Source organism: Picosynechococcus sp. PCC 7003, from assembly GCF_001693255.1.
Classification (GTDB): domain Bacteria; phylum Cyanobacteriota; class Cyanobacteriia; order Cyanobacteriales; family MRBY01; genus MRBY01.
Genome location: NZ_CP016474.1, coordinates 1359578 through 1379729 on the forward strand (window position 1 = coordinate 1359578; position 20152 = coordinate 1379729).

General features: G+C 48.9%; 25 protein-coding genes. 13 read left to right on the forward strand and 12 right to left on the reverse strand.

Going from position 1 to position 20152, the window contains the following annotated elements; translation table 11 throughout:
• Positions 1-16: 16 nt before the first annotated feature.
• Complete coding sequence (locus AWQ21_RS16175) at positions 17-196, reverse strand: hypothetical protein (RefSeq protein ID WP_157094710.1); 180 nt, start codon at positions 194-196, stop codon at positions 17-19.
• Between AWQ21_RS16175 and AWQ21_RS06475 the strand changes: the two genes are divergently transcribed.
• The gene (locus AWQ21_RS06475; RefSeq protein ID WP_065713831.1) at positions 188-412 is read left to right on the forward strand and encodes a ferredoxin family protein; all 225 of its coding nucleotides are present in this window, start codon (positions 188-190) and stop codon (positions 410-412) included. The genes AWQ21_RS16175 and AWQ21_RS06475 overlap by 9 nt on opposite strands.
• 79 nt (positions 413-491) lie before the next feature.
• Here AWQ21_RS06475 and mnmH read toward each other — a convergent pair whose 3' ends face one another.
• The 3 genes from mnmH to AWQ21_RS06490 form a co-directional block, all read right to left on the reverse strand.
• On the reverse strand, positions 492-1556 hold the full coding sequence (mnmH, locus tag AWQ21_RS06480) for a tRNA 2-selenouridine(34) synthase MnmH (protein WP_065713832.1): 1065 nt from the start codon (positions 1554-1556) through the stop codon (positions 492-494).
• A 101-nt stretch (positions 1557-1657) separates the two neighbouring features.
• The gene (locus AWQ21_RS06485; RefSeq protein WP_065713833.1) at positions 1658-1906 is read right to left on the reverse strand and encodes a hypothetical protein; all 249 of its coding nucleotides are present in this window, start codon (positions 1904-1906) and stop codon (positions 1658-1660) included.
• Between the two features lie 108 nt (positions 1907-2014).
• Complete coding sequence (locus AWQ21_RS06490; RefSeq protein ID WP_065713834.1) at positions 2015-3535, reverse strand: helicase C-terminal domain-containing protein; 1521 nt, start codon at positions 3533-3535, stop codon at positions 2015-2017.
• A 159-nt stretch (positions 3536-3694) separates the two neighbouring features.
• Between AWQ21_RS06490 and AWQ21_RS06495 the strand changes: the two genes are divergently transcribed.
• Both AWQ21_RS06495 and AWQ21_RS16180 read left to right on the forward strand, forming a co-directional pair.
• Positions 3695-4261, forward strand: a complete 567-nt coding sequence (locus AWQ21_RS06495; protein WP_065715249.1) for a 5-formyltetrahydrofolate cyclo-ligase — start codon at positions 3695-3697, stop codon at positions 4259-4261.
• Positions 4258-4395: a hypothetical protein gene (locus AWQ21_RS16180; protein ID WP_083997980.1), complete on the forward strand. Its 138-nt coding sequence runs from the start codon at positions 4258-4260 to the stop codon at positions 4393-4395. Before AWQ21_RS06495 ends, AWQ21_RS16180 begins: the two co-directional genes overlap by 4 nt.
• 304 nt (positions 4396-4699) lie before the next feature.
• Here AWQ21_RS16180 and AWQ21_RS06500 read toward each other — a convergent pair whose 3' ends face one another.
• A complete protein-coding gene (locus AWQ21_RS06500) occupies positions 4700-4969 on the reverse strand; it encodes a hypothetical protein (protein ID WP_065713835.1) in 270 nt (89 codons plus the stop codon).
• Between the two features lie 828 nt (positions 4970-5797).
• Here AWQ21_RS06500 and AWQ21_RS06505 point away from each other — a divergent pair.
• The gene (locus AWQ21_RS06505) at positions 5798-6394 is read left to right on the forward strand and encodes a Crp/Fnr family transcriptional regulator (RefSeq protein WP_065713836.1); all 597 of its coding nucleotides are present in this window, start codon (positions 5798-5800) and stop codon (positions 6392-6394) included.
• A 9-nt stretch (positions 6395-6403) separates the two neighbouring features.
• Here the strand turns inward: AWQ21_RS06505 and AWQ21_RS06510 are convergent, their stop codons facing one another.
• Both AWQ21_RS06510 and AWQ21_RS06515 read right to left on the reverse strand, forming a co-directional pair.
• Entirely contained in the window at positions 6404-7393 is a 990-nt protein-coding gene (locus AWQ21_RS06510; protein ID WP_157094711.1) for a hypothetical protein, read from the reverse strand.
• Positions 7394-7679: 286 nt separating this feature from the next.
• Positions 7680-7868 carry a CPXCG motif-containing cysteine-rich protein gene (locus AWQ21_RS06515; protein ID WP_065713838.1) on the reverse strand — a complete coding sequence of 63 codons (189 nt, stop codon included), beginning with the start codon at positions 7866-7868 and terminating at the stop codon, positions 7680-7682.
• Between the two features lie 160 nt (positions 7869-8028).
• Here AWQ21_RS06515 and AWQ21_RS06520 point away from each other — a divergent pair, with 160 nt between their 5' ends.
• On the forward strand, positions 8029-8655 hold the full coding sequence (locus AWQ21_RS06520) for a TetR/AcrR family transcriptional regulator (RefSeq protein ID WP_012306850.1): 627 nt from the start codon (positions 8029-8031) through the stop codon (positions 8653-8655).
• Between the two features lie 69 nt (positions 8656-8724).
• Here AWQ21_RS06520 and AWQ21_RS06525 read toward each other — a convergent pair whose 3' ends face one another.
• The 3 genes from AWQ21_RS06525 to AWQ21_RS06535 all read right to left on the reverse strand — a co-directional run bounded on the left by AWQ21_RS06525 (position 8725) and on the right by AWQ21_RS06535 (position 11029).
• Entirely contained in the window at positions 8725-9234 is a 510-nt protein-coding gene (locus AWQ21_RS06525; RefSeq protein WP_030006311.1) for an inorganic diphosphatase, read from the reverse strand.
• A gap of 120 nt (positions 9235-9354) precedes the next feature.
• Positions 9355-9534: a hypothetical protein gene (locus AWQ21_RS06530; RefSeq protein WP_065713839.1), complete on the reverse strand. Its 180-nt coding sequence runs from the start codon at positions 9532-9534 to the stop codon at positions 9355-9357.
• A gap of 178 nt (positions 9535-9712) precedes the next feature.
• Positions 9713-11029: an ATP-binding protein gene (locus AWQ21_RS06535; protein WP_065713840.1), complete on the reverse strand. Its 1317-nt coding sequence runs from the start codon at positions 11027-11029 to the stop codon at positions 9713-9715.
• Positions 11030-11175: 146 nt separating this feature from the next.
• Here AWQ21_RS06535 and AWQ21_RS06540 point away from each other — a divergent pair, with 146 nt between their 5' ends.
• Entirely contained in the window at positions 11176-11607 is a 432-nt protein-coding gene (locus tag AWQ21_RS06540) for an EVE domain-containing protein (RefSeq protein WP_065713841.1), read from the forward strand.
• A gap of 63 nt (positions 11608-11670) precedes the next feature.
• A complete protein-coding gene (tatC, locus tag AWQ21_RS06545) occupies positions 11671-12432 on the forward strand; it encodes a twin-arginine translocase subunit TatC (protein WP_065713842.1) in 762 nt (253 codons plus the stop codon).
• On the opposite strand, the gene AWQ21_RS06550 is transcribed toward tatC, so the two are convergent.
• Positions 12429-12803, reverse strand: coding sequence for a response regulator (locus tag AWQ21_RS06550; protein ID WP_065713843.1), 375 nt, complete (start codon positions 12801-12803; stop codon positions 12429-12431). The genes tatC and AWQ21_RS06550 overlap by 4 nt on opposite strands.
• Before the next feature lie 529 nt (positions 12804-13332).
• Between AWQ21_RS06550 and AWQ21_RS06555 the strand changes: the two genes are divergently transcribed.
• The 6 genes from AWQ21_RS06555 to AWQ21_RS06580 all read left to right on the forward strand — a co-directional run bounded on the left by AWQ21_RS06555 (position 13333) and on the right by AWQ21_RS06580 (position 19713).
• Positions 13333-13833, forward strand: a complete 501-nt coding sequence (locus AWQ21_RS06555) for a cupin domain-containing protein (protein ID WP_065713844.1) — start codon at positions 13333-13335, stop codon at positions 13831-13833.
• Between the two features lie 83 nt (positions 13834-13916).
• Positions 13917-14996, forward strand: coding sequence for a CIA30 family protein (locus AWQ21_RS06560; RefSeq protein WP_065713845.1), 1080 nt, complete (start codon positions 13917-13919; stop codon positions 14994-14996).
• A 148-nt stretch (positions 14997-15144) separates the two neighbouring features.
• Positions 15145-16413, forward strand: a complete 1269-nt coding sequence (locus AWQ21_RS06565) for a hypothetical protein (RefSeq protein WP_065713846.1) — start codon at positions 15145-15147, stop codon at positions 16411-16413.
• The gene (locus AWQ21_RS06570; protein ID WP_065713847.1) at positions 16410-17402 is read left to right on the forward strand and encodes a pentapeptide repeat-containing protein; all 993 of its coding nucleotides are present in this window, start codon (positions 16410-16412) and stop codon (positions 17400-17402) included. Before AWQ21_RS06565 ends, AWQ21_RS06570 begins: the two co-directional genes overlap by 4 nt.
• Positions 17403-18020: 618 nt before the next feature.
• A complete protein-coding gene (locus AWQ21_RS06575) occupies positions 18021-18350 on the forward strand; it encodes a hypothetical protein (RefSeq protein ID WP_065713848.1) in 330 nt (109 codons plus the stop codon).
• A gap of 166 nt (positions 18351-18516) precedes the next feature.
• Positions 18517-19713 carry an FtsW/RodA/SpoVE family cell cycle protein gene (locus AWQ21_RS06580; RefSeq protein ID WP_065713849.1) on the forward strand — a complete coding sequence of 399 codons (1197 nt, stop codon included), beginning with the start codon at positions 18517-18519 and terminating at the stop codon, positions 19711-19713.
• A gap of 25 nt (positions 19714-19738) precedes the next feature.
• On the opposite strand, the gene AWQ21_RS06585 is transcribed toward AWQ21_RS06580, so the two are convergent.
• Positions 19739-20152: a hypothetical protein gene (locus AWQ21_RS06585; RefSeq protein WP_065713850.1), complete on the reverse strand. Its 414-nt coding sequence runs from the start codon at positions 20150-20152 to the stop codon at positions 19739-19741.

Sequence of the window (20152 nt, forward strand, 5' to 3'; positions counted from 1 at the left end):
CATCAAGCGTGCTGTTTTAAGCATAGTCGATAAATTTGAGGCTTGGGCTGGGGGCGATCGCCTGTCCCCCCAGAGAAGGACGATATTCCAGACCATTCTTTAGGAAGGAGTAGCGAAACGTTGATCTTCTTGCAAGGAATCGGTTACAAACAATAACAACAAGCAGTACATCTTTGAGGAAAAACCCTTGCCCCATTCCATTGTGACTGACGTTTGCGAAGGCATCGCGGACTGTGTCGAAGCTTGCCCTGTGGCTTGTATCCACGATGGCCCCGGCAAAAACGCCAAAGGTACCGATTGGTACTGGATTGACTTTGATGTGTGCATTGATTGCGGCATCTGTATTCAGGTTTGTCCCGTCGAAGGGGCGATTATCCCGGAAGAAAATTCCACGTTACAGCGTACTCCCTAATTTTGGGGACTTGGCTTAGATAATTTTGATAGGTGACAAATCCCCGCAGCAGGGGATTTTTATTAGCAGCGTAAACCCTTTACTGTTCCGGGTTGAGGGTCTGGATAAAGCGTTGAATATCGGCAGGGTCTAACCCATCGAGGTGAATTGTTTGTTGGGGTTGGCGAAAGTGGCGGGGCAGCGATCGCCGATAGGTGGGGTCATAATGTTCTTCGAGAATCGCTTCAACAAATTCTGGCCATTGTTGGGCATCAATTAAGGCATACCAAGCTTGGATTTTGCGCTTGCCATATTTGGGAACAAGGTGACTGAGCAATTGTTTTAGGGTCGCGGGATGTTCGATGAGGTGAGGATATTCCGCGATAAGCAGCTTGACCCGTTCGGCCATCGGTAAGACCACTTCCACCACCGGCGATCGCCCCATGTTTTCCCAGAGGGGTTTCGGCACATGGATTTTGCCAATGGTTTTACTTTCTGACTCGACCCAAATCGGTCGCCCTGGATCAAAGGTTTTGAGCTGGGCCACCAGTTGCGACTCAAACCACTTTTGCGCAGGCTGTTGCTGGGGCGTTGTTTGCCACATTTGTCCCAGCAGAGATCCCCGGTGGGCGGCGAGGGCTTCTAAATCTAAAACTTGAAACTGTTCTGCCTGTAACGCCTGGAGTAATTTAGTTTTGGCGCTACCCGTATAGCCACAGAGCACCCGTAAAGACAGGGTTGCCCCGAACTGGGCAAGGGCTTGGCGCACGTACTGACGATAGGTTTTGTAACCCCCGCTCAGTAGGGTGGTCTGCCAACCGATTTGGCTGAGTACCGTCGCGAAACTGTGGGAACGCTGGCCGCCGCGCCAACAGTAGATGAGGGGATGAAACTCCTTGGGCTTTTCTAAAAAATGCGTTTCTAAGTGACGGCCAATATTTTTAGACACGAGGGCGGCCCCAATTTTACGGGCTTCAAAGGGCGATCGCTGGGTATAGATGGTGCCCACCAAGGCCCGCTCTTCATTGCTGAGTACCGGAAAGTTGACGGCACCGGGAATATGATCCTCGGCAAATTCCGCTGGCGATCGCACATCAATAATGGTTGTGTAGGGTTGAAAATCCTGATCCCAAGGATTTGTCGTGCTGTGAATCGGAGGAGCCATCGCCACCTAACTTTGCGTTTTGAATCAGGCTTTTACCATAACAAAAAGACAGCCACGGGGCTGCCTTCGGGGTTTAGGTTTTAGCACAAGTCCAGCGAGACCTAGAACAGAGGAGACAAAGGAGCACTAAAGAAGATTGCGGCGAGGGCAAAGGCGACACCACCGGCTAACAACACGTTGTTGTAAAACCAACCGATTTCTTTTTCTTGGCCAAAGAGGTTTTCTTCTTGACCCGCAGAGAAGAAGAGGGACCAAGCTTGGGTAGCAGAAATGGTCGCGTCACTGAAGTCCTTACGGAAAATAACGGGGGTGAAAAGATTTTCGGGTTTGTAGTTGAAGTCAGTAACCATAAAATTGCCTGTTTTGTTTGTCTACACGGACAATCTTAACATATTTTTACGAAATATTGCAAATTGTTACAAGAGTGTTGACTTTTGCCTTGGTATTCAAAAAAAAAGTCAACTTCCCAGCCAGTTGGGTTCGAGATAATTACACACAGAACAGGGCTGGAGGGCATCTAGGATCTGTTGACCATAGGCGCGGTGGTTGATGCGATTGTCGAGAATGGCGATCACGCTTTGCTCTTGGTGGAGGGGATAAGTGGCCCGTTGCATTTCTTGGAGGGCTGTGGGTAATAGGTACAGGCGAAACCAATCTTGGCGTTTTTGTTTGTATTGGGCGACGCGGGCTGCCACCAGGGGATTTTCTAAGGATGGGAGGGGGAGGGTGGCGATCGCCATCAGTTGAGGTAACGGGAAGCCCACAGATTGACCATAAAATAAGGGATCCGTGAGCCGTCGCCAAAAGGCCCAACCGCAGATCAAAATACTGTCGGCCTGGGGATTAGTTGTTTCGACCTTGACCCGCGACCCAAACTCAGCGGCCAGGGCGGCCCCCATCTGCGCCTGGAGGGGCACATCATTAATTAACAAAACAATGGGGCGATTGTGGTGGGGGTGGCGGCGGATCAAATGACGCAGTTGGTGTAACAATTCCTCTTGAAATTCTGGGGTATTGGGTAAAGGAAGACGTTGCTCCGGCAGATAAACGCGCACTTGATGCTGTTGGCGGGGAGGCGCAAAATCTACACAGGTGAGCTGGTCGGGGTTGAGGCCAATTTGCGCACAAAAGTTTGGGGCCTCTCGTTGGGGTTCGAGAAAACTCCCAATCAGTAAAGTCGGCTGCCTTTGCCAGAGGGGCGCCAGGCTGTGGTTAAGGGCTTGGGGGGCCACTTGGAGAGAAAATCGGCCATCCCGTTGGTGGAGCTGCGCCCAACAGAGGGGGGACTGGTGGCGATGCTGCCAGGTATCCGTAAAGGTGCGCCAAGCTGCGGGTAAGCGGGGAAGTTGAAAACAGGCAGCCAGGCGACGTTGATTGTCTGGGTCGAGGGGATAGCAATGGTAGGGATTGGGCGATCGCCGCAGCAATTGCGCTTTCAGTTGGTCGTACTGGCTCTGAATGAAGTCCTGCTGGGCAGGGTTTTGTTGCTTGAGGGCTTCCCAATCTGCGAGTTGCAGTTGGCAACGGTAAAAATCTTGGGCCCACTGCCACAGTTCATCGACAGGATTAAGAATTGTTGTCACCGGGGCCGGGGGGCGATCGCCAGTCATTCTATTTAACCACTGGGTAGAGGTCAGGAGCGTGACAGCGCTGGGATGGGGCTGACCTCCAGATTCAGCGGTGACAATGGGGCGCTTGGTTGCCAGTAAGCGTTGCAGTCGCGGAATTTCCTCCGTCTGGAGCCAAGTCAACAATAGCTGGGGGACGACAATGACGACAGGCTCTGGGGTCAAGAGAGCAGGGGTTAGATAGCTCAAGGCATAGTCTTCGATGCCGGTTCTGGTTTGAATCAGGGCAGAACGGCCTAGGCGTAATCCCCGCGCCACCAACCGCGCCAGGGTTAAATGATGGGGCCAGGGGCTAATATCTTGCTCACGGGCGATCGCCACCAGGATTTGGTGTACTTGCGCTTCCATCATCGCGTCACTTTTCCCATCAACACAACGACCCAGAATTTCCTAAATAAAAATCGATCAGTCATACGCACCCGCGAAAACGTTTTCTAGCCTATCAGAAACGTTTAGACTCAAAGCTGCCCCCATTGCCGGGGCGGTGATGGGTCTGGTATATCCATGGATATGGATCAAAAAACGCACTTACGGCAAACTTTTAAGCAACGGCGGCGATCGCTACCGGAATCGACTTGGCACCAGGCCAATGCCGCCATCTGTCAGCATCTCCGGGACAGTCAGCTCTGGCAGGATTCCATCACGATTTTGAGCTACCTATCCCATCACCGAGAGCCTTGTTTACAGACTTTGCTAAATGCCCCTAAAACTTGGGGATTACCCCGTTGTGTGGGGGCCGATCTCGCTTGGCACCATTATCAAAGGGGCGATCGCCTTGTGCCTGGTAAATTTGGGATCCGTGAACCGGAAGCCACGACTCCTTTAATTGATCTGGCGACCATCGATTTGGTGTTAGTACCCGCCCTTGCCTGTAGTCAAAGGGGCGATCGCCTCGGCTACGGCGCTGGATTTTATGACCGATTTTTTGCCACCCTACCCCAGCCCGTCACCACAGTGGGTATTGTGTTTGAATGCTGCTTTGTGCCGACCCTGCCCAACGATCCCTGGGACGTGCCCTTAGACTATGTTTGTACAGAAAAACGACTGATTAAAATCGCCCAGGAGCTTTCCCAATGACCTGTGTCATCCTCAAATCTTTGCTGTATTTTGTATTGGCGGGGTTGTTTGAAATTGGTGGCGGTTATCTCGTGTGGCTCCCAGGGAAGAGAAAAGTTGAGCCGTCACCCTTCTGGGCTGGCTGCTGCTATTGAAGCGAAGTGAACTACCCCGCCGCAAGCAGCGGGGCTTCCTACCCAAAGAAAAGCTTTCTATTCCGAGGAATAGCGAGTCTTATATTCTGGCGATAGGCGGACTCCCCGGTTCCCGAGGACAAAAATCACGGTCACAAAAAATACTTTGTATGTTCTAGCTTGGTTTTCGCTATCCGTTGCCGTGTCAACGATATGATTATAGAGCATTACGCCCCAAGGGGCGGGGATTTCAACCCTTTGCCGTTAAAAAGCTCCCCAACCCGCTAAGAGTTGAGGAGCCAAGCACGAGGCGATCGCCAAATAATTAGTTAGCGGTTTCTTCGCCTTCAGCAGGTGCTTCTTCGGTGGCTTCACCGTCAACGGGGGCTTCTTCAGTAACTTCGCCTTCAGCGGGAACTTCTTCTTCAGTTACTTCACCGTCAACGGGGGCTTCTTCGGTAACTTCACCTTCAGCGGGAACTTCTTCCGTGGTTGTTTCATCGGTGGGAGCAGTTGTCTCAGGGCCGCAAGCACCTAAGAAACCAAGGCTCATAACAGAGGCGATCGCCACCAACAGAAAACGTTTGATGTACATAGTATAAATACTCCTTAATCTAAGTTAAGACCAAGTTAAAACGGCTATTAATTATAGCGATGAAAAATTGTCCTTGAGTAGCCGTCAAGGCAAGAACCATAAAGGTTTGAACAAAAGCAAAGCCGATCATCAGAAAGGCTAATCAAAACACTATTGCTTTTCTTGTTTTTTCCGCCTAAAGGATCATGGTCTTTTGAGGCAACTTAAGTTAGGGCTTTATAGCCAATGTTTGAGTGCATCAAATCCAAGCTTTTGCTATAAATTCTCAACAAAGACTATAATAAGTAACGCTACTTACTGCACCTAGTCCAGAAGTTCCCAAATGGGGCTTTATGGCCAAAACAGCTTGGTACTCTTGAGCAAAGATTATTTAAACCTGAAAAATTGTTCCTAGTATCACCAATATTTTGATCGCAATTTTAAGGGCAATGAGAGGAGTCAAAACACAGCTATTTTCACAAAATTAGTGATGTTCAATTTTAAATAATTATGACTTTTTTCTAAAGCAAAAGGTCGAGAAAAATGATTGCATTATTAGTGGGACTCAGTGCCTTCTTCTTGATTACAACCTATATCACAACTCAGTGCGGCGTGATTTTTGCCAATTGGGGGTTCAGCTCCCTTGTTCAGATCAGTCAACAAATTATATTTTGGCTAGGGGTTCTCTTCGTGGTTTGGTGCTTTGCAGAGGATTAACCTTAAACTCACGATTACATTTTATTTAACTATTGCCTTTATCCTAAGCGAAGTTTCAGTTATTTTTTAACCAAAATCATCTTTGTCAGCAACTATTATTTATTTGCCCAACGCTTTGAGTCGTGTAAGCCCATGGACGCTGCGGAAAAAGTTTGCCATTCCTTCCTACGGGGCCAGGTCATTCCCCGCTATTCTCAGGATATTTGGCAGGTGGAACGGGGTGTTTTGCAGCTCCGGAGCCATACCACCGACGGGACAGTGACAGTGTTAGGTTGGCTGCAAAAAGGCAGTTTTTGGGGGTCATTTATGACTAAGCTGGAAGGAATTGAGGCGATCGCCCTTGTGGACAGTCGTCTGGTGCGCCATTCTGCCAAGGCAGTGAAACAGTCCCCTAGCCTGCAACAAGAATTGCTCCAACAGACTCTCCAGCGCCTCCGTCAAGCCGAATATCTTCTGGCGATCGCCGGTCTCAAACGCATTGAAGACCGCTTAATTTCTTTGTTGCTGCTCCTGAAGGATGAAATGGGCAAACCAGAAGCGACCATCACCCGACTTCGTTATCGTTTTACGCACCAGCATCTCGCCGATGCCATCGGCACCACCCGTGTCACTGTCACCCGACTCTTTAAAGAATTTCAACAGCAAGGCTGGCTCAAAATTGATGGCGATCGCCACATTTTATTATTAGATGATCCCCAAGGCGATCGCCTTCCTCTGCCCAGACTCTAAGGGTTTGCTCTAGCCCGAACATTGTTGACGCCACATCACATCACCAATTTCGCCGCCCCCTGTGCGAGAACCGCCTTCGACATTGAAGTAATGATCATAGGCACCAAAACCGGAGATCATCGCATACTCCGATTTCACATCCCCATAAGTCGGCATTAAGCGACCATCAAAAAAGTAGATGGGAAAGCTGGGCGGATCCGTCGGGGTTGTGCTGTTTTGCAAAATGAGATTGGCCCTAGGATAGCCCACTGAAATTGAATACTCAAACCGGGCCACTTCTCCCCGTTGTTGATGGGTGATAATGCCAATATAGGGAACCGTCACAAATCCCTGGGCTGGCTCAAAGCGCAATGATACTTGGGGATTCCCAATTGCTTGGAAAGTCACATTCCCGTTGCGACAAGCTTGGGAGCCGTTACTCGATTGGATCGTATTTTCTGGCTCAGGATTAAACAAATCAGGCCGGTTTACAGGAGGTACTCGCATTGGTTCCGGCGGTGCTGCCACAGAGCCAATGGCTCCAATCGCATCAATATCTGGGCCACCGTAGGGACTACCACTCGTTCGCCAGTCGGGATAATCACGTAATCGCACGAAGCGATATTGAGCACCAGTTGGCAAATTATTGAATTTCGCTAAATCCACAGAACGAGTAGAACCTTGAATACGTCCCAACTCATACCATTGCTGCCCATCTATAGAAATCGACACGTTGGTGGCTTCCACCGCTGGCCCCACTTCAAAAATGTAAAGATCTGGCCCTGGCGCATCCACCAGGCGATTATTCACAAACTCCACAATCAACGCAGAGGAATTCGTGAGATCTGAGGTATTACCGAGGGATACGTGGTTACCATCTGGAATTCCTAGGGCGCGGGAGCTATCACGATATTCGCCACTGACATCGGTGGCCCCATTGTATTCTAGGCTCACTACCCGATCTGCAAAAGAGCTGGCCCCCTGGGGAAAATCAATTCCTTGATAAACTTCGGCCTTCACTGAAACTGCGAAAGATGCGCTAAAAAACAAAGTGCTGCTGAAGAGAAGATGCAAAGGCGAGGGCATCAGATTTTGATCTCTAATCGCAATATTCATGATGACAATGATTTAAGAAGCATTGTTTCGATTATAGTGGGGCAGTTAACTGTAAAAATCGGCCATAATAAGGAAAATCGTTGCTTCTAGAATTTAAAAAAGATATTGATAGCCTTAAGATAGAGTGGATTGCCAGAAGTATTTAATGCAAAAATAAATAGTTTTTTGATTTGCTTTAAAGTAGTGTAAATCAATAGGTGATATCGGTTTCAATGGTCACTTCTAGGGTCTCTTCATCAATGGTGATAAACAGACGATTGGGCTGACAACAGACTTGGCAATCTTCGATGTAACTCTGGGAAAAACCACCACTGAGATCAACAAAAGTAATGCTTTCTTCTCCACAATAGGCACAAAAATAGGTCGCTGTATTTTCCATAATGAATTGCACGCTTAGTTTGTTGTTCTGTCACTAAATGTTTCTCAATATTTTCTGGGGGAGCACCTCAAGTTTTATGAAGGCTAAGGGAGGGGATTTCGTCTCCTAAGACACAATAAAAGTAGTTAGATACTGTATATGGGACGTAGGAAAGATGGTCATGTTTCAGCAGCGATCGCCAAAGACAGGATTAGCAGAGAACTGCGCGGCAGACCAGCCCCGGGACCGAATTTTGAAGGCGGCGCTACAGTTATTCGCCCAAAAGGGATATGAAAAAACCACAACAAAGGAATTAGCCGCCAAGGCCCAAGTGGCAGAGGGCACCTTGTTTCGTCACTTTAGCAACAAAAAGACCATCCTTGTGGAAGTGGCGACCCTCGGCTGGATGGATCTCCTCACGGACTTTTTAACGGAAATGAGTGAGATGGGCAGCTACAAGGCGATCGCCCAGGTGATGCGCCACCGGATGCTAAATATGCACAAAAACAAAAATTTGCTGAAGGTTTGTTTCATTGAAACCCAAGCCCACCCAGAATTGCAGGAAAAAATCCAGGCAGAAGTGATCGATAAGATGACCGGCATTGCCGAGGCATTTTTCGAGTCAGCCATGGAAAAGGGCATTTACCGAAAAATGAACCCCCACATCGTCGCCCAGGTCTTTTTAGGGATGTTTGCGATCGCCGGCTTTTCTGATGTGACCATCGCTGACCCCCATGCGACCCCAGAGTCGCTCCGGGAGATGGCAGAAGGCATCGCCGACATTTTCCTCCACGGTGTTTTGGCCTAGAACCCAAAGTAAGGGGCGCATCCCAGCTAAGGACACGCCCACCTTTAAATAGGGTCAATTGATGGCGCTCTATTTGTAAGCTTTTACGCACTCTTCGACGAGGGGCGCAACGGCATCGATATCTTTCCAGCCAAGGATTTCTACTTCTTTTTTCTCCAGGTTTTTGTAGGAGGCAAAGAATTCGGCAATTTCATCTAGGCGATGCTGGGAGATCTGTTTGATGGATTTAATGTCGTTGTAACGGGGATCTTCGGCAGGAACACAGAGGATTTTTTCGTCGCGATCGCCACCGTCGATCATTTCTAACATTCCAATGGGGCGGGCGGCGATGACACAACCGGGGAAGGTCGGCTCGTCCATAATGACCATCCCATCGAGGGGATCGCCATCATCGGCGAGGGTATTGGGCACAAAGCCGTAGTCGTAGGGATATTTCACCGAAGAAAAAAGCACCCGGTCGAGGGCAAAGGCATTCATATCCTTATCGAACTCATACTTGTTTTTGCTACCGCCGGGGATTTCGATCAAAACGTTAATCAAACCAGCTTTCGGTTGGGCAGGAATCCGAGATAAATCCACGGGTAATTTCTCCAAATATATCCAGAACAAAAGATTGAGGCGGCCCCAAAACACGCTAAAAAAGTGCTAGGCGATCGCCCTCAAGCATTCTACACAGAAGCGGTTCCTTTGCCCGCAGGATTATTTCAGTAACACAGAGGAGGTGAGATCCGGGGCGAGGTTCTGGACGGGTCGGTCGGAGTAATAACCAATAATCAGCAAGGGAATGGTCAAAGTCAAAAGGGCGATCGCTGTACCAAGCAGATCAGACCATCGGGGGGAAGGGTCGGCAGGTTTGCCGGGAGAGCCACTGGAGTCCATAGGTGTCAGGGCTTGCTAACACAATTGTTAGGAAGCCAATGTTTTAAAAAACTAAAAAATTAAGTGGTTAAAGAAGGTGCTGTTATTCTAACGAAGAATTGGCCCAGAACTGTGTTGGGTTTGACGATTTTCTCTACCCTTAAGATTTCTTTAATCGTTGGGGCCTCGTCACCACAGGCTACTGGGGGAAATTTAAGGCTTGTTCTGCCACCAAAAAATCAATAAACTGACGGGCTGTCCTGCCTGAGCGACCATTGTGACGAGTGGCCCATTGCTTCGCTTGAAAGTCTAAATCAGCCGGAGTCAAATTTAAGCCAGCTTTCTGGGCTAAATGGTGGACGATTTCCAGATAGGTCGCCTGATTTGCCGGGGCAAAGGTCAGGGTCAACCCAAAGCGATCGCTAAAGGATAATTTCTCTTGAACCGTATCCCAGTGATGAATTTCCTCTGCCTGGCTGGGTCGGGACCGTTCCTCGAAAAATTCCCGCACCAAATGGCGACGATTGGAGGTGGCATAGACGACGACATTACTCGCTTTGGCCCGGATACTGCCTTCGAGTACCACCTTGAGGGACTTAAACACTTCGTCATCCTCTTCGAAGGACAAATCATCAACAAAAATAATGAACTTTTGGGGTTGCTGCCGGAGGATCTCCACAATTTGCGGTAAATCTCCCAGGCCCGTTTTGTCCACTTCAATGAGTCTTAAGCCCTGATCGTAGTAGGCCCCTAACAAAGCTTTCACCAGGGAAGATTTACCAGAACCGCGACTCCCGTACAGGAGAACATTCAACGCCGGTAAACCCTGGAGCAAGGCTTCGGTATTACGAATTAAAGCTGTTTTCGGTTCTGGATAGCCCACAATATCGTCGAGGGGCAGCCATTCGGGATCAACGACGGGTTGCAAACTGGCTTCGGCCCAACGGAAGGCACCGTATTGGCTAAACTGACCCGCCCCGTGGCGATGGTAATAACCGGCCAACTGCTCAAGGGAGTCGGGCCAAGCGTCGTGGGAATGGAGAAAGGCATTATCCATAACAGGCGATCGCCGCCAAGGGGTAAGGGTGGTGGCGACCTGGGTAGCAACGGTGACCCAATAGCGGACGGTTTCTGGCTCACATAAATACACTTGGTGCAAAATCGTCAGGTCATGGCGCACCGCCTCTTGCAGCGCATGACTCATTTCCCCTAGGGATTTCACCTGGGCCTGGCGACTAAAGGGATTATCATCCTGGAGAATACGTCCCACGAGCCAATCTTGCCAACTCACATCGGCGATCGCCAAAGCTTGAAACCAGCGCCCGTACCGTCGCAAACACTGAATACTGGCCGTTGACCCAGAGGACTGGGCCGCTTGGTCTGAATATAAACTTTCTAACAGTGCGAGAAAAGTCTGACCAACTGGATCGGCAAACACCCCCTGAAAAATCAGTAAAGACGCAATTTGGGGATAAAGTAGCCTGGTCGAAATTGTGTTTGAAGCGGGAGCAACCATAAAAAATATCTGCCGATGTAATGGGCTAAAAAATCCAGATGAACCGTATTGGTGGTGCGATACCATTCTGCTAAGAATTTACCGCATTGGGGAAATGGCGGTATTGTATTTCTCAGCATCCTTTACATTTTCTCAATCCGGATCAGATGGCATATTGGCTTTTTCAAGGGAACCCCCGTTACCATCGTGTACTTGATGCCATCCGTGAACAAACGGAAATGCCCTGGCTTGTGACCCGCTACAAAAATAAAATTCAAGTCGGTGATGGCGTCTTAATTTGGATGGCCGGTGAAGCTGCCGGAATTTATGCGATCGCCGAAATCATTAGTTTGCCCACAGTCATTCCCCCCAAAGACATTCAAGACCTCGACTATTGGACGGACCCTAAGCGCCTCCGAGCCGATAAACCCCGCAGTCAAATCCGCTTTATTCGCAAACTCCTCGGTCAACCCCTACGCAAGATAGAATTGCGATTTGATGGCATCCTGCGCGATCTCGATGTTATCCATACCCCCAGCAGTACCAACTTCAAAATTACCCCCGAACAATGGCTGCGGGTACATCAACTAAAAGGCTGATTCCCCCTAACTTCCCGAAAAACCTCCGTTAAAATAAAACTCTGCTGTGCACCCTTCTTCACCATGACCTCGACCCAAAGTAAAATGCCCCCAACCGAGTCCCCAGATCCCATGCGGGAGATCCCCGATGAAGTGGAAATGTCCTTTTTCGATCACCTCGAAGAACTCCGCTGGCGTATTTTTTATTCTCTAATTGCCGTGGTTGTCGGTTGGATCGGCTGTTTCTTTTTTGTCAAACCTATCGTCCAAATCTTAGAAGCACCTGCCGTTGGGGTGAAATTTATCCAGGTGGCCCCCGGCGAATTTTTCTTTCTGTCATTTAAAGTGGCGGGTTACACCGGCGTTTTATTGGCGAGTCCTTTCATTCTGTACCAAGTCATTCAGTTTGTTTTACCGGGGCTGACCCGAGGGGAACGGCGTCTCCTTGCTCCCGTTGTGTTGGGGTCTGGTGTGCTGTTTTTTGCGGGCTTGGCCTTCGCCTACGTTGCCCTAATTCCAGCGGCCTTGAATTTTTTCATTACCTATGGTGCTGATGTCGTAGAGGCGGCCTGGTCCATTGAGCGATATTTTGAGTTGGTGCTGGGTCTGATGTTCTTTACGGGGCTAGCGTTTCAGGTGCCCGTGGTACAAATGATTTTGTCCTGGCTGGGGATTGTTTCTTCGAGCTTGATGCTTAAGGGTTGGCGCTTTGTGGTGCTGGGGGCGGTGGTTCTCGGTGCTGTGATTACGCCCTCGACAGATCCGATGACCCAATCGCTCTTGGCTGGGGCAGTGTTGGGCCTATATTTTGGTGGTATTGGTATTGTGAAACTCTCAGGACGCTAGAAACTTGGAGCCAGGGGCTTGGCGATCGCCTGCAGCACAGCATCCATTAATTCGTGGCGACCGAAGGGTTTACGGAGGAAAGAATCGGGCTTGGGCACAGAATATTCTGGCAAAGCATCGGCGCTGATCAAAATAAACGGAATTTTTTCGGTGGATTGATCATGGCGCAATTGACCAAAAATTTCTCGGCCATCAAGACAGGGCAAGCGAAAATCACAAATAATCACATCTGGCGTCAGCCGTCGCGCCAAACTAACCCCAATGGCACCATTCGCTACACCTGTAACGGCATAGCCTTCGACAATTAAGGAAATAACCAAGCTACCTCGCAGATCAGATTCAGCTTCGATCACTAAAATTTTGGGGATCATGATGCGTCACCAAGGGAAATAATAATTTTTGCGGAGAAAATTCAAGACTCTTTGTGAGCCTGAATCCAGGGAAAATGCGACGGATCTAAATAGTAAATAAAGGTCGTGACAAATTTTGTCTTGCCAGGGTTAAACACAATTGGTCAAGAGAAATCTCACAACAACAGCAGCAAAAAAGTAATTTCGCAGCATTGACCTAAAATTGCTTACGGTACTGATCATAGAGGTGACTTTGCCTCGAAAAAATAAACCCTAATGAACATTTAAGGTTTCCCGCAAGCAAGATTGATTAAGTTTGTTTTTCTTAACTTGTCTGTGGTTTTGTAACTAATTTTCTGAAAATTTATTGCGATTTACTGCGACTTGCGTCGAAATCAAATTTTATTTTTAGGTATTTTGTCTTACTGGCTGAAATTATCGACTAAAAATTTTTTTAGATTGTTTGATGACCGTGATCAGGCGCTATCTTGAAAGCAAACAAAATCAATGCTAATTTTCACGTTTATTTTAGCCAGAGGATTTTTACTCTATGACTTTGACAGCAGCAGCCGTAATTGAATATTTGGGCCTGGAGCCCCATTTGGAAGGGGGCTATTTCCGAGAAACTTACCGATCGGCACTATCCATGGCCACCGAGAGACCGGGAGGCGATCGCCAACTGTTAACTTCGATTTACTATCTGCTCAGTCAATCCCGGCCCATGGATTATCTGCACCGTAACCAATCGCCAATCATGCACTATTTCCACGGTGGGGCGGCAATCACTTACCACACCCTTTCTCCGGAAGGCCAGTGGCAGACTACGAAGCTCGGCTTTGACTTGGCGGCGGGGGAAGTGCCCCAACTCCTGGTGCCAGGGGGTTACTGGAAAACAGCCATTTTAGAAACGGGCGAATTTGGTCTTTTGGGGGAAGCGGTGGCCCCAGGGTTTGATTACCAAGATTTGGAAGTGGCCCAGGGGGCAGTTCTTAAAGATCTGTATCCGGAGCATTGGCCGCAACTTAAGGCTTACATTCATCCAAACCATTAAGGGAGATCACTGTCTCACTTTGGCGATCGCCCAGGGAAACCCGTTAAACTTTGACCAATGGATTGGCAACCGAGGGAAACACAATGGCAATTTGGGATTTCGGTCGCTTCATGCAGACCCTCATTCAGTTTGATGTCATGCCGGGGAGTCAGCTGATTAAACCTTGGTTGGGTCAAGAAAACATGGCGGCAGATAGTACAGCATTTGGAGGCAGCGCCCAGATGAGAAAAATTTTAGTCGTGGGTGGCGATCGCCCAGAAAATCAAACCCTTGTGCAGGCCCTTTTGGAGCGTGGTTATCAAACCCATTGGGCACAAGATGCCGATGAATCTTGCGATGGAGCAGCCATGCTCATTCTTTGTGCCGATCTCGCCGCCACAACCAGAGAATCCCTCCTCACCCAGGCGAGCCGAGACCCCCAATGGCGATCGCCCCAGTGGGAACTGTTTAATTTTCGCCAAGCGACCCCTGCCCTCGCCCAACTGTGGGGGGCCGTGGACGACGTGGTGATGGGGGGCGTCAGCCAAAGTCAATTACGATTAACCCCAGCCGGGGCGCTATTTACTGGTAATGTCTCCACCGATAACAATGGCGGTTTTGCATCGGTACGGACAAAAAGTTTGGCCAATCCCTGGGATTTATCTAAATATGCAGGGTTCCGGCTCCGGGTAAAGGGCGATGGCCAACGCTACAAATTTATTGCCCGCTGTGAAAACCGTTGGGATGGCATTGGCTACAGTTATTCCTTTGAGACCACCGCAGACCAGTGGCGGACTGTGGATATTCCCTTTAGGGAGCTGGTGCCTGTTTTTCGGGCCAAATCCGTACCGCAAATGGGGCAATTTCAAGCGGATCGGGTCTATGCACTGCAGTTGATGCTCAGTAAGTTTGAATACGATGGGCAACTCAATCCCAGCTTTAAACCGGGGGGGTTCCAACTGGTCATTGAGGCGATCGCCGTCTATGGTGGTGAACCTTTCCCTCAAATTATTGCCCTAAGTCAAACCACAGCCCCCCAGGAGGCGCTCCAGGAAACGGGGATTCCCTACTGTTTAATTCATTGTCCCCAGGGTTTTACCGCAGAAAATCTGCCAACTGTGATCAATGTCATTGGCGATCGCCAAGCCGTTAACCAAATTATTACCTGTACGGCGTCCCAATAACCGCTAACGGGTTACCCATGGCAAAGAATTGCGGGGTATCCGGTTAGATATTCAGCATAAACAAGTAAGATCGGAAGCATAAACACTTTGGTTGCCCTAATCCTGTACCATTAAACGCTGGTTTCCCGTGGGAATTGTTTCTCAACCTATGACTCCCCCCGTCTCTCTCCAAGCCATCATTCGAGAGTTAGAACAACATCCAGATGCCCAACGCATCAAAAAGTTGTTGATTTATACTGCTGTCAACCGTTGGGAAAGTAACCCCCAGTTACTCCAACGTCTCTCCCTTGAGCGCATTGTCAAAAAAAACCTTGATCAGTTTTTGAGTTTCAAAGAACTCCAACGAGCCTTTAGCAACTCTGTCAACACCCTCAGTCGGCCTGCCACCTATGGTCGCCTTGCCAATGACATCTTGACCCAATTAAGCCCCCTCTACGAAGACCAAGATCTTTCTACGGGGATTGTTGCGCCTGGCCAGAGTAATCAACAAAGCATTACAGAGATTCACCTCGAAGTTGCGGTGCAGACCCTTGAGGAACATCGCGAAAATATTCGCATCAAAAAATTGCTCTATGCCCTCTGTTTTAAGTGCTGGGAAAATAGTTTTCAGGTTTTAGAAGAATACACTTTGGCTAATCTGTTGCGCCAAGTAATCGTTAACTACCCCACCCGTAAACAATTTGAGACGATCCTGCGTAAATTAGTTTCCCTACTTAACCGCCAACAAATCTATGGCCAATTAGCCGACGTGATCCTTGGGGCGATCGCCCCCCTATACAAATCTGGTGATTCTGCCACAGGTTTAACCAAACCCACCGCCGATCCCCCAGCACCAGTCCCCACCCCGGTTGGCCCGCCCCCTGCCCCAACCCCAGAGCCGGAGCCTGTGAACTATAAGCAGACCATGGCGTTTAATATTGGTGAACTTCCCATTCCCCATCCTGCCCAGTCAAGGGATCTTGATTTCAGCCCAAATCAAACCCTAGCTCTAGATCCAGAGACCCAGGGGCCCCAAACGATGGTACTCAACACCAGTGCTCCCCAACCAGCGCCGAAGCCCGCTCCAGCCCCAGCCCCGGTGGCGAAAAAAAAGCATTTTGCGGCTGATCTCAACATCTACGAACTCAAACTGGAGGTGATGAAATATGCTAATCCCCTCCGCACAAAAATTCTGCTGTTTTCCGTCGTCCATCACCCCTTCGATCTTAGCGGTAAAGATTGGTCAATGTTACGCACCTGTGATTTTGATGAGTTATTATCCGAAGTGCTGTGCGAGGCCTCTAGCCTCAATGCCCTGACAATCAAAATGTCGGCGATCGCCCGCTCACTCTTTGACGCAAACGAACATCTCCAAGCCGCCGAAGCCATCGTTCAAGCCGTGACGACCTTCACCAATCCCCCTGTCCATGACCTATGACCCCCCAAGAACTAATTGCTAAATATGCACTGGGAGAAACCCATTTCCCAGGGGCCCAACTCGATGGTGCGAACTTTTGGGGGGCAGATCTCATCGGCATTAATCTCCAAGATGCCGACCTCCATAATGCAATTTTAATTTTTGCCTATCTCAGCCGGGCTAACCTCAAACAGACCAATTTTATTAATGCCAACCTCAGCGGCGCCAATCTTAACCAAGCCAATTTAACCTTGGCCGAACTCCACAACGCCGAACTCCATGGCGCTGTCTTAATTGGTGCCAACCTAACCAATGCCGACCTGACCCTAGCGAATTTACTCGATGCCAACCTCATGGGGGCAGACCTGCGGGGAGCAGACCTCAGTGGGGCTAATCTTTCTGGGGTTTGTTTGCGGGAAGCCAATCTGCGGGAAGAAAAGCGAGTTTATAACTCCAGTTTGCGGGGCACCATCCTCCGAAAAGCCGATCTACAGGGGGCTAATCTCCAGGGCGCAGACCTCGCCCGGGGCGAATTAAGTGGTGCCAACCTCAAGGGCGTTAATTTCCGACGCGCCGATCTCCACGAAGCTGATCTCAGTGGGGCCAACTTAGAAAATGCGATCTTGACCGAAGCGAATTTAATTGGGGCAAACCTTGTCAAAGCCAACCTCAAAAATGCAAAGTTGGAACGGGCTTTGATGGAAGATGCCGATCTTCGCCTCGCCAATCTCACCTGGGCCAATCTGCCGGGTGCCCGTCTCAATCGCGCCAAACTCAATAAAGCTGACTTGACTAATGCCCGTCTCAACCGTGCAGATCTCAGTCGTACGAACCTGTCCCAGGCCAAATTAATTGATGCTGAAATGATTGATGCTTACCTTGCCCGTGCCAATCTCATGGGGGCAGATTTAACCCGGGCAAACCTGGTCCGTGCTGAAATTAGCAGCACAAACCTTGCTGGGGTAATTCTGACTGGGGCGATGATGCCCGATGGCTCCGAACACCGCTAGATCAATGTTGGCCTTTTCTTTAGCGGTATTCGGGGGGCTTCCCCTGCCATCTTTGCGAGAAAAAATTTTTTCAATAAAAAAACCAGCCTAAGCTTCAGGGCTGGTCAGTTTGAGCTTGCTGTATGAGAGGAGAAACTCAATGTCAAGACGGCGCATGGTACTTTGCCGACAGATCCACTGGAATGGAAATCTGTAAAATCTTGGAATGAGCTTTGTTAAAAATTGTAACAAGCGCCATCAGTTTTTGCAATATTTCTTTACAGACGAACTGATACTTGGTTCGGACCTTGACTTTGAGCTTGGCGATCGCCAGCAAGATTAATCACGGGAAAATAGATTTTCTTGAAAAGGGGTTATTGTATTTTGCTTTAAGAACAGCCATCAAAACGATAACGAAGATAAGTAATTATACTCAATTCTTTTATCTAAACTTTTCTTTCTTTGGCGATCGCCTTTGGTTTTTCAGTTGATAGGATAAAATTCCATTCTTAAAGGATTTCTGCATTTGGAATTGTCTTTGGGAATGGACAGGGCAAGACACAATCAAATCTTAAATTATTGTTTATTGTTTGCAAGATCAATAGACATTACGGAATTAATCAGCAGGAACAAATGAGTATGAGGCATTATTGCGACGAGTGGATTCAAGAGTGGTGTGATGGTAATGGTTGGACGGATCCAACATTAGTCAGTGCAGATTTTTATTGGGCTTTCCCGCCAAATGGAGTCATGCCCGAACCCATTCCTGGAGAAATTCTCCGCCTCATTAAATCGGAAAAAGGTTTTACCCAAGATGAAAAATGTTGGTTGGCCTTGGCTGCCGGGGTGAGCTTGGTCGCCGGTATTTTTACTTATTATTGGCATTGCCCTTTACCGTTGGTGATGGCCTTTGCCTTTAGCGCTGTCACAGCGGCACGTTTAGAGGTTGAAATTCCAGCAACGGCTTAGGAGAAAAAATCGTCATTTCTCTTTAGTAAGTATTTACAACTAAGTGACCGACGGTAATCAAGATCAAAAATTCGTCAATAAGTTGGCAAAAAAAAGTCCGGGAGAAGTAACCCTCGGATCGAATATCTTTTGCGATAATAGGGAAATATTTTTTTACCTTTAAAACGTGTTGGCTAACAGAGATCTCCTACACCATTGTTTAGCGTATTTTACTGAGGTCAAGCATTGGGCCTTAGAGGCAAGGTTGTTGCGGTGGTTGACGTTGCTCTGGCTTGGGCTTGGATTGGTTACCCTTTTTTCTGCGTCTTATCCGGTGGCAGCCGTCGAGAATGGGGATGGTTGGTACTACATCAAGCGGCAAATCGTTTGGGCGATCGCCGGTCTGATTTGTGCTGGGGCGATCGCCCGTGTCCCCCTCAAGAAACTTCGCTTGGTCTCGTTCGGCGGTCTGATGATTTCTTTTGTATTGATTCTACTGACGATTGTCGGTTTTGGTCGAGGTGGCGAAGAATGGGGCGCTTCCCGTTGGATTGGGATTGCTGGATTTGCCCTGCAACCTTCAGAGTTTGCAAAGCCTTTTTTGGTTTTAGAGGCCGCTAATGTATTTAGCCGTTGGCGTCAGTTGAAAATTTGGCACCGGGGCGTTTGGCTGAGTTTGTTTGCTGGTATTTTATTGGCAATTTTGAAGCAACCCAACCTGAGTACCACCGGCCTTTGTGGCATGACCATTTGGTTTATTGCCTTGGCCGCGGGTCTTCCTTGGCTACTGCTGGGGGGAGCCGCTGGTGTCGGGGGATTAGCTGCCTTGGTAAGCGTTAGTATCCATAGTTATCAACGGGAGCGATTGACGTTTTTCCTTGATCCCTTTCGAGCTGCACGGGATGAAGGTTATCAGTTGGTGCAAAGTCTGTTGGCGGTATCCTCCGGTGGTGGTTGGGGATTAGGCTTTGGGGAATCCCAGCAAAAGTTATTTTTTCTCCCCATTCAACATACAGACTTTATTTTCGCGATTTTCGCCGAGGAATTTGGTCTGATTGGCTCCTTGGGGCTACTGGGGTTACTGTTGGCCTATGCTTCTTTGGGGAGTTATGTGGCTTGGCGATCGCCTGTGCTCCGTCACCGACTCATTGCCATTGGGGCCACCTTTATTCTCATTGGTCAATCTTTGCTCAACATTGGCGTAACAACGGGGGTTTTGCCAACGACGGGCTTACCGTTGCCCCTCTTTAGCTATGGTGGTAGTTCAATTATTTCGAGCCTGATGCTGACAGGACTTTTGGTGCGGATCGCCAGAGAAAACGGCGAAGCGACGGTCATTTCCCTCGCAGAACGGCGGCAACAACGACAAGAAAATCCGACATAAGTCGCTCAGCAGTTAACTTAACAAATTAAGGGTCAGACAGTTTACGCTCCAGGGCTTCTAGCTGCTCCCTGCGCACCTCTAGTTCGAGTTGACGACGGGTAAAGTCTTGGCTCTGGGCTGTCATTTCCTGGCGCCAAGTTTCTATTTTCTTTTGCTCTTGCTGGACGAACTCCGGGGTAATTTTCCCTGGTACGAAGTAATGGTGCACCACATTCAATAGCCAGTCCGTCGCGTCTTGGATGCTGGCCAATTGTCGCTGTTTATCCAGTTGAATTAAAACCAGTGCCCCCACAGCAAATTCCGTTTGGGAATAAACCATGGAGGGGCGATCGCCTTGGTCATGGATTAGCCAACTCCCGTCAGGTTGCTCTTGCGCCACAAACACAAGTTGAGGCTGAGTCGATTGGGGATGACGTTGAATTTGAGCAAGGTGACGCAT

Excerpts from the sequence above, each read along its gene's own strand:
- AWQ21_RS06585 (WP_065713850.1), bottom strand. The coding sequence starts at position 20,152 with ATGCGTCACCTTGCTCAAATTCAACGTCATCCCCAATCGACTCAGCCT.
- AWQ21_RS06515 (WP_065713838.1), bottom strand. The coding sequence starts at position 7,868 with ATGGAAAATACAGCGACCTATTTTTGTGCCTATTGTGGAGAAGAAAGC.
- AWQ21_RS16175 (WP_157094710.1), bottom strand. The coding sequence starts at position 196 with ATGGGGCAAGGGTTTTTCCTCAAAGATGTACTGCTTGTTGTTATTGTT.
- AWQ21_RS06495 (WP_065715249.1), top strand. The coding sequence starts at position 3,695 with ATGGATCAAAAAACGCACTTACGGCAAACTTTTAAGCAACGGCGGCGA.
- AWQ21_RS06540 (WP_065713841.1), top strand. The coding sequence starts at position 11,176 with ATGGCATATTGGCTTTTTCAAGGGAACCCCCGTTACCATCGTGTACTT.
- AWQ21_RS06490 (WP_065713834.1), bottom strand. The coding sequence starts at position 3,535 with ATGATGGAAGCGCAAGTACACCAAATCCTGGTGGCGATCGCCCGTGAG.
- AWQ21_RS06485 (WP_065713833.1), bottom strand. The coding sequence starts at position 1,906 with ATGGTTACTGACTTCAACTACAAACCCGAAAATCTTTTCACCCCCGTT.
- AWQ21_RS16180 (WP_083997980.1), top strand. The coding sequence starts at position 4,258 with ATGACCTGTGTCATCCTCAAATCTTTGCTGTATTTTGTATTGGCGGGG.
- AWQ21_RS06505 (WP_065713836.1), top strand. The coding sequence starts at position 5,798 with ATGGACGCTGCGGAAAAAGTTTGCCATTCCTTCCTACGGGGCCAGGTC.
- AWQ21_RS06560 (WP_065713845.1), top strand. The coding sequence starts at position 13,917 with ATGGCAATTTGGGATTTCGGTCGCTTCATGCAGACCCTCATTCAGTTT.
- AWQ21_RS06570 (WP_065713847.1), top strand. The coding sequence starts at position 16,410 with ATGACCCCCCAAGAACTAATTGCTAAATATGCACTGGGAGAAACCCAT.
- tatC (WP_065713842.1), top strand. The coding sequence starts at position 11,671 with ATGACCTCGACCCAAAGTAAAATGCCCCCAACCGAGTCCCCAGATCCC.
- AWQ21_RS06555 (WP_065713844.1), top strand. The coding sequence starts at position 13,333 with ATGACTTTGACAGCAGCAGCCGTAATTGAATATTTGGGCCTGGAGCCC.
- AWQ21_RS06575 (WP_065713848.1), top strand. The coding sequence starts at position 18,021 with ATGAGGCATTATTGCGACGAGTGGATTCAAGAGTGGTGTGATGGTAAT.
- AWQ21_RS06530 (WP_065713839.1), bottom strand. The coding sequence starts at position 9,534 with ATGGACTCCAGTGGCTCTCCCGGCAAACCTGCCGACCCTTCCCCCCGA.
- AWQ21_RS06565 (WP_065713846.1), top strand. The coding sequence starts at position 15,145 with ATGACTCCCCCCGTCTCTCTCCAAGCCATCATTCGAGAGTTAGAACAA.
- AWQ21_RS06550 (WP_065713843.1), bottom strand. The coding sequence starts at position 12,803 with ATGATCCCCAAAATTTTAGTGATCGAAGCTGAATCTGATCTGCGAGGT.
- AWQ21_RS06520 (WP_012306850.1), top strand. The coding sequence starts at position 8,029 with ATGTTTCAGCAGCGATCGCCAAAGACAGGATTAGCAGAGAACTGCGCG.
- AWQ21_RS06500 (WP_065713835.1), bottom strand. The coding sequence starts at position 4,969 with ATGTACATCAAACGTTTTCTGTTGGTGGCGATCGCCTCTGTTATGAGC.
- AWQ21_RS06535 (WP_065713840.1), bottom strand. The coding sequence starts at position 11,029 with ATGGTTGCTCCCGCTTCAAACACAATTTCGACCAGGCTACTTTATCCC.
- mnmH (WP_065713832.1), bottom strand. The coding sequence starts at position 1,556 with ATGGCTCCTCCGATTCACAGCACGACAAATCCTTGGGATCAGGATTTT.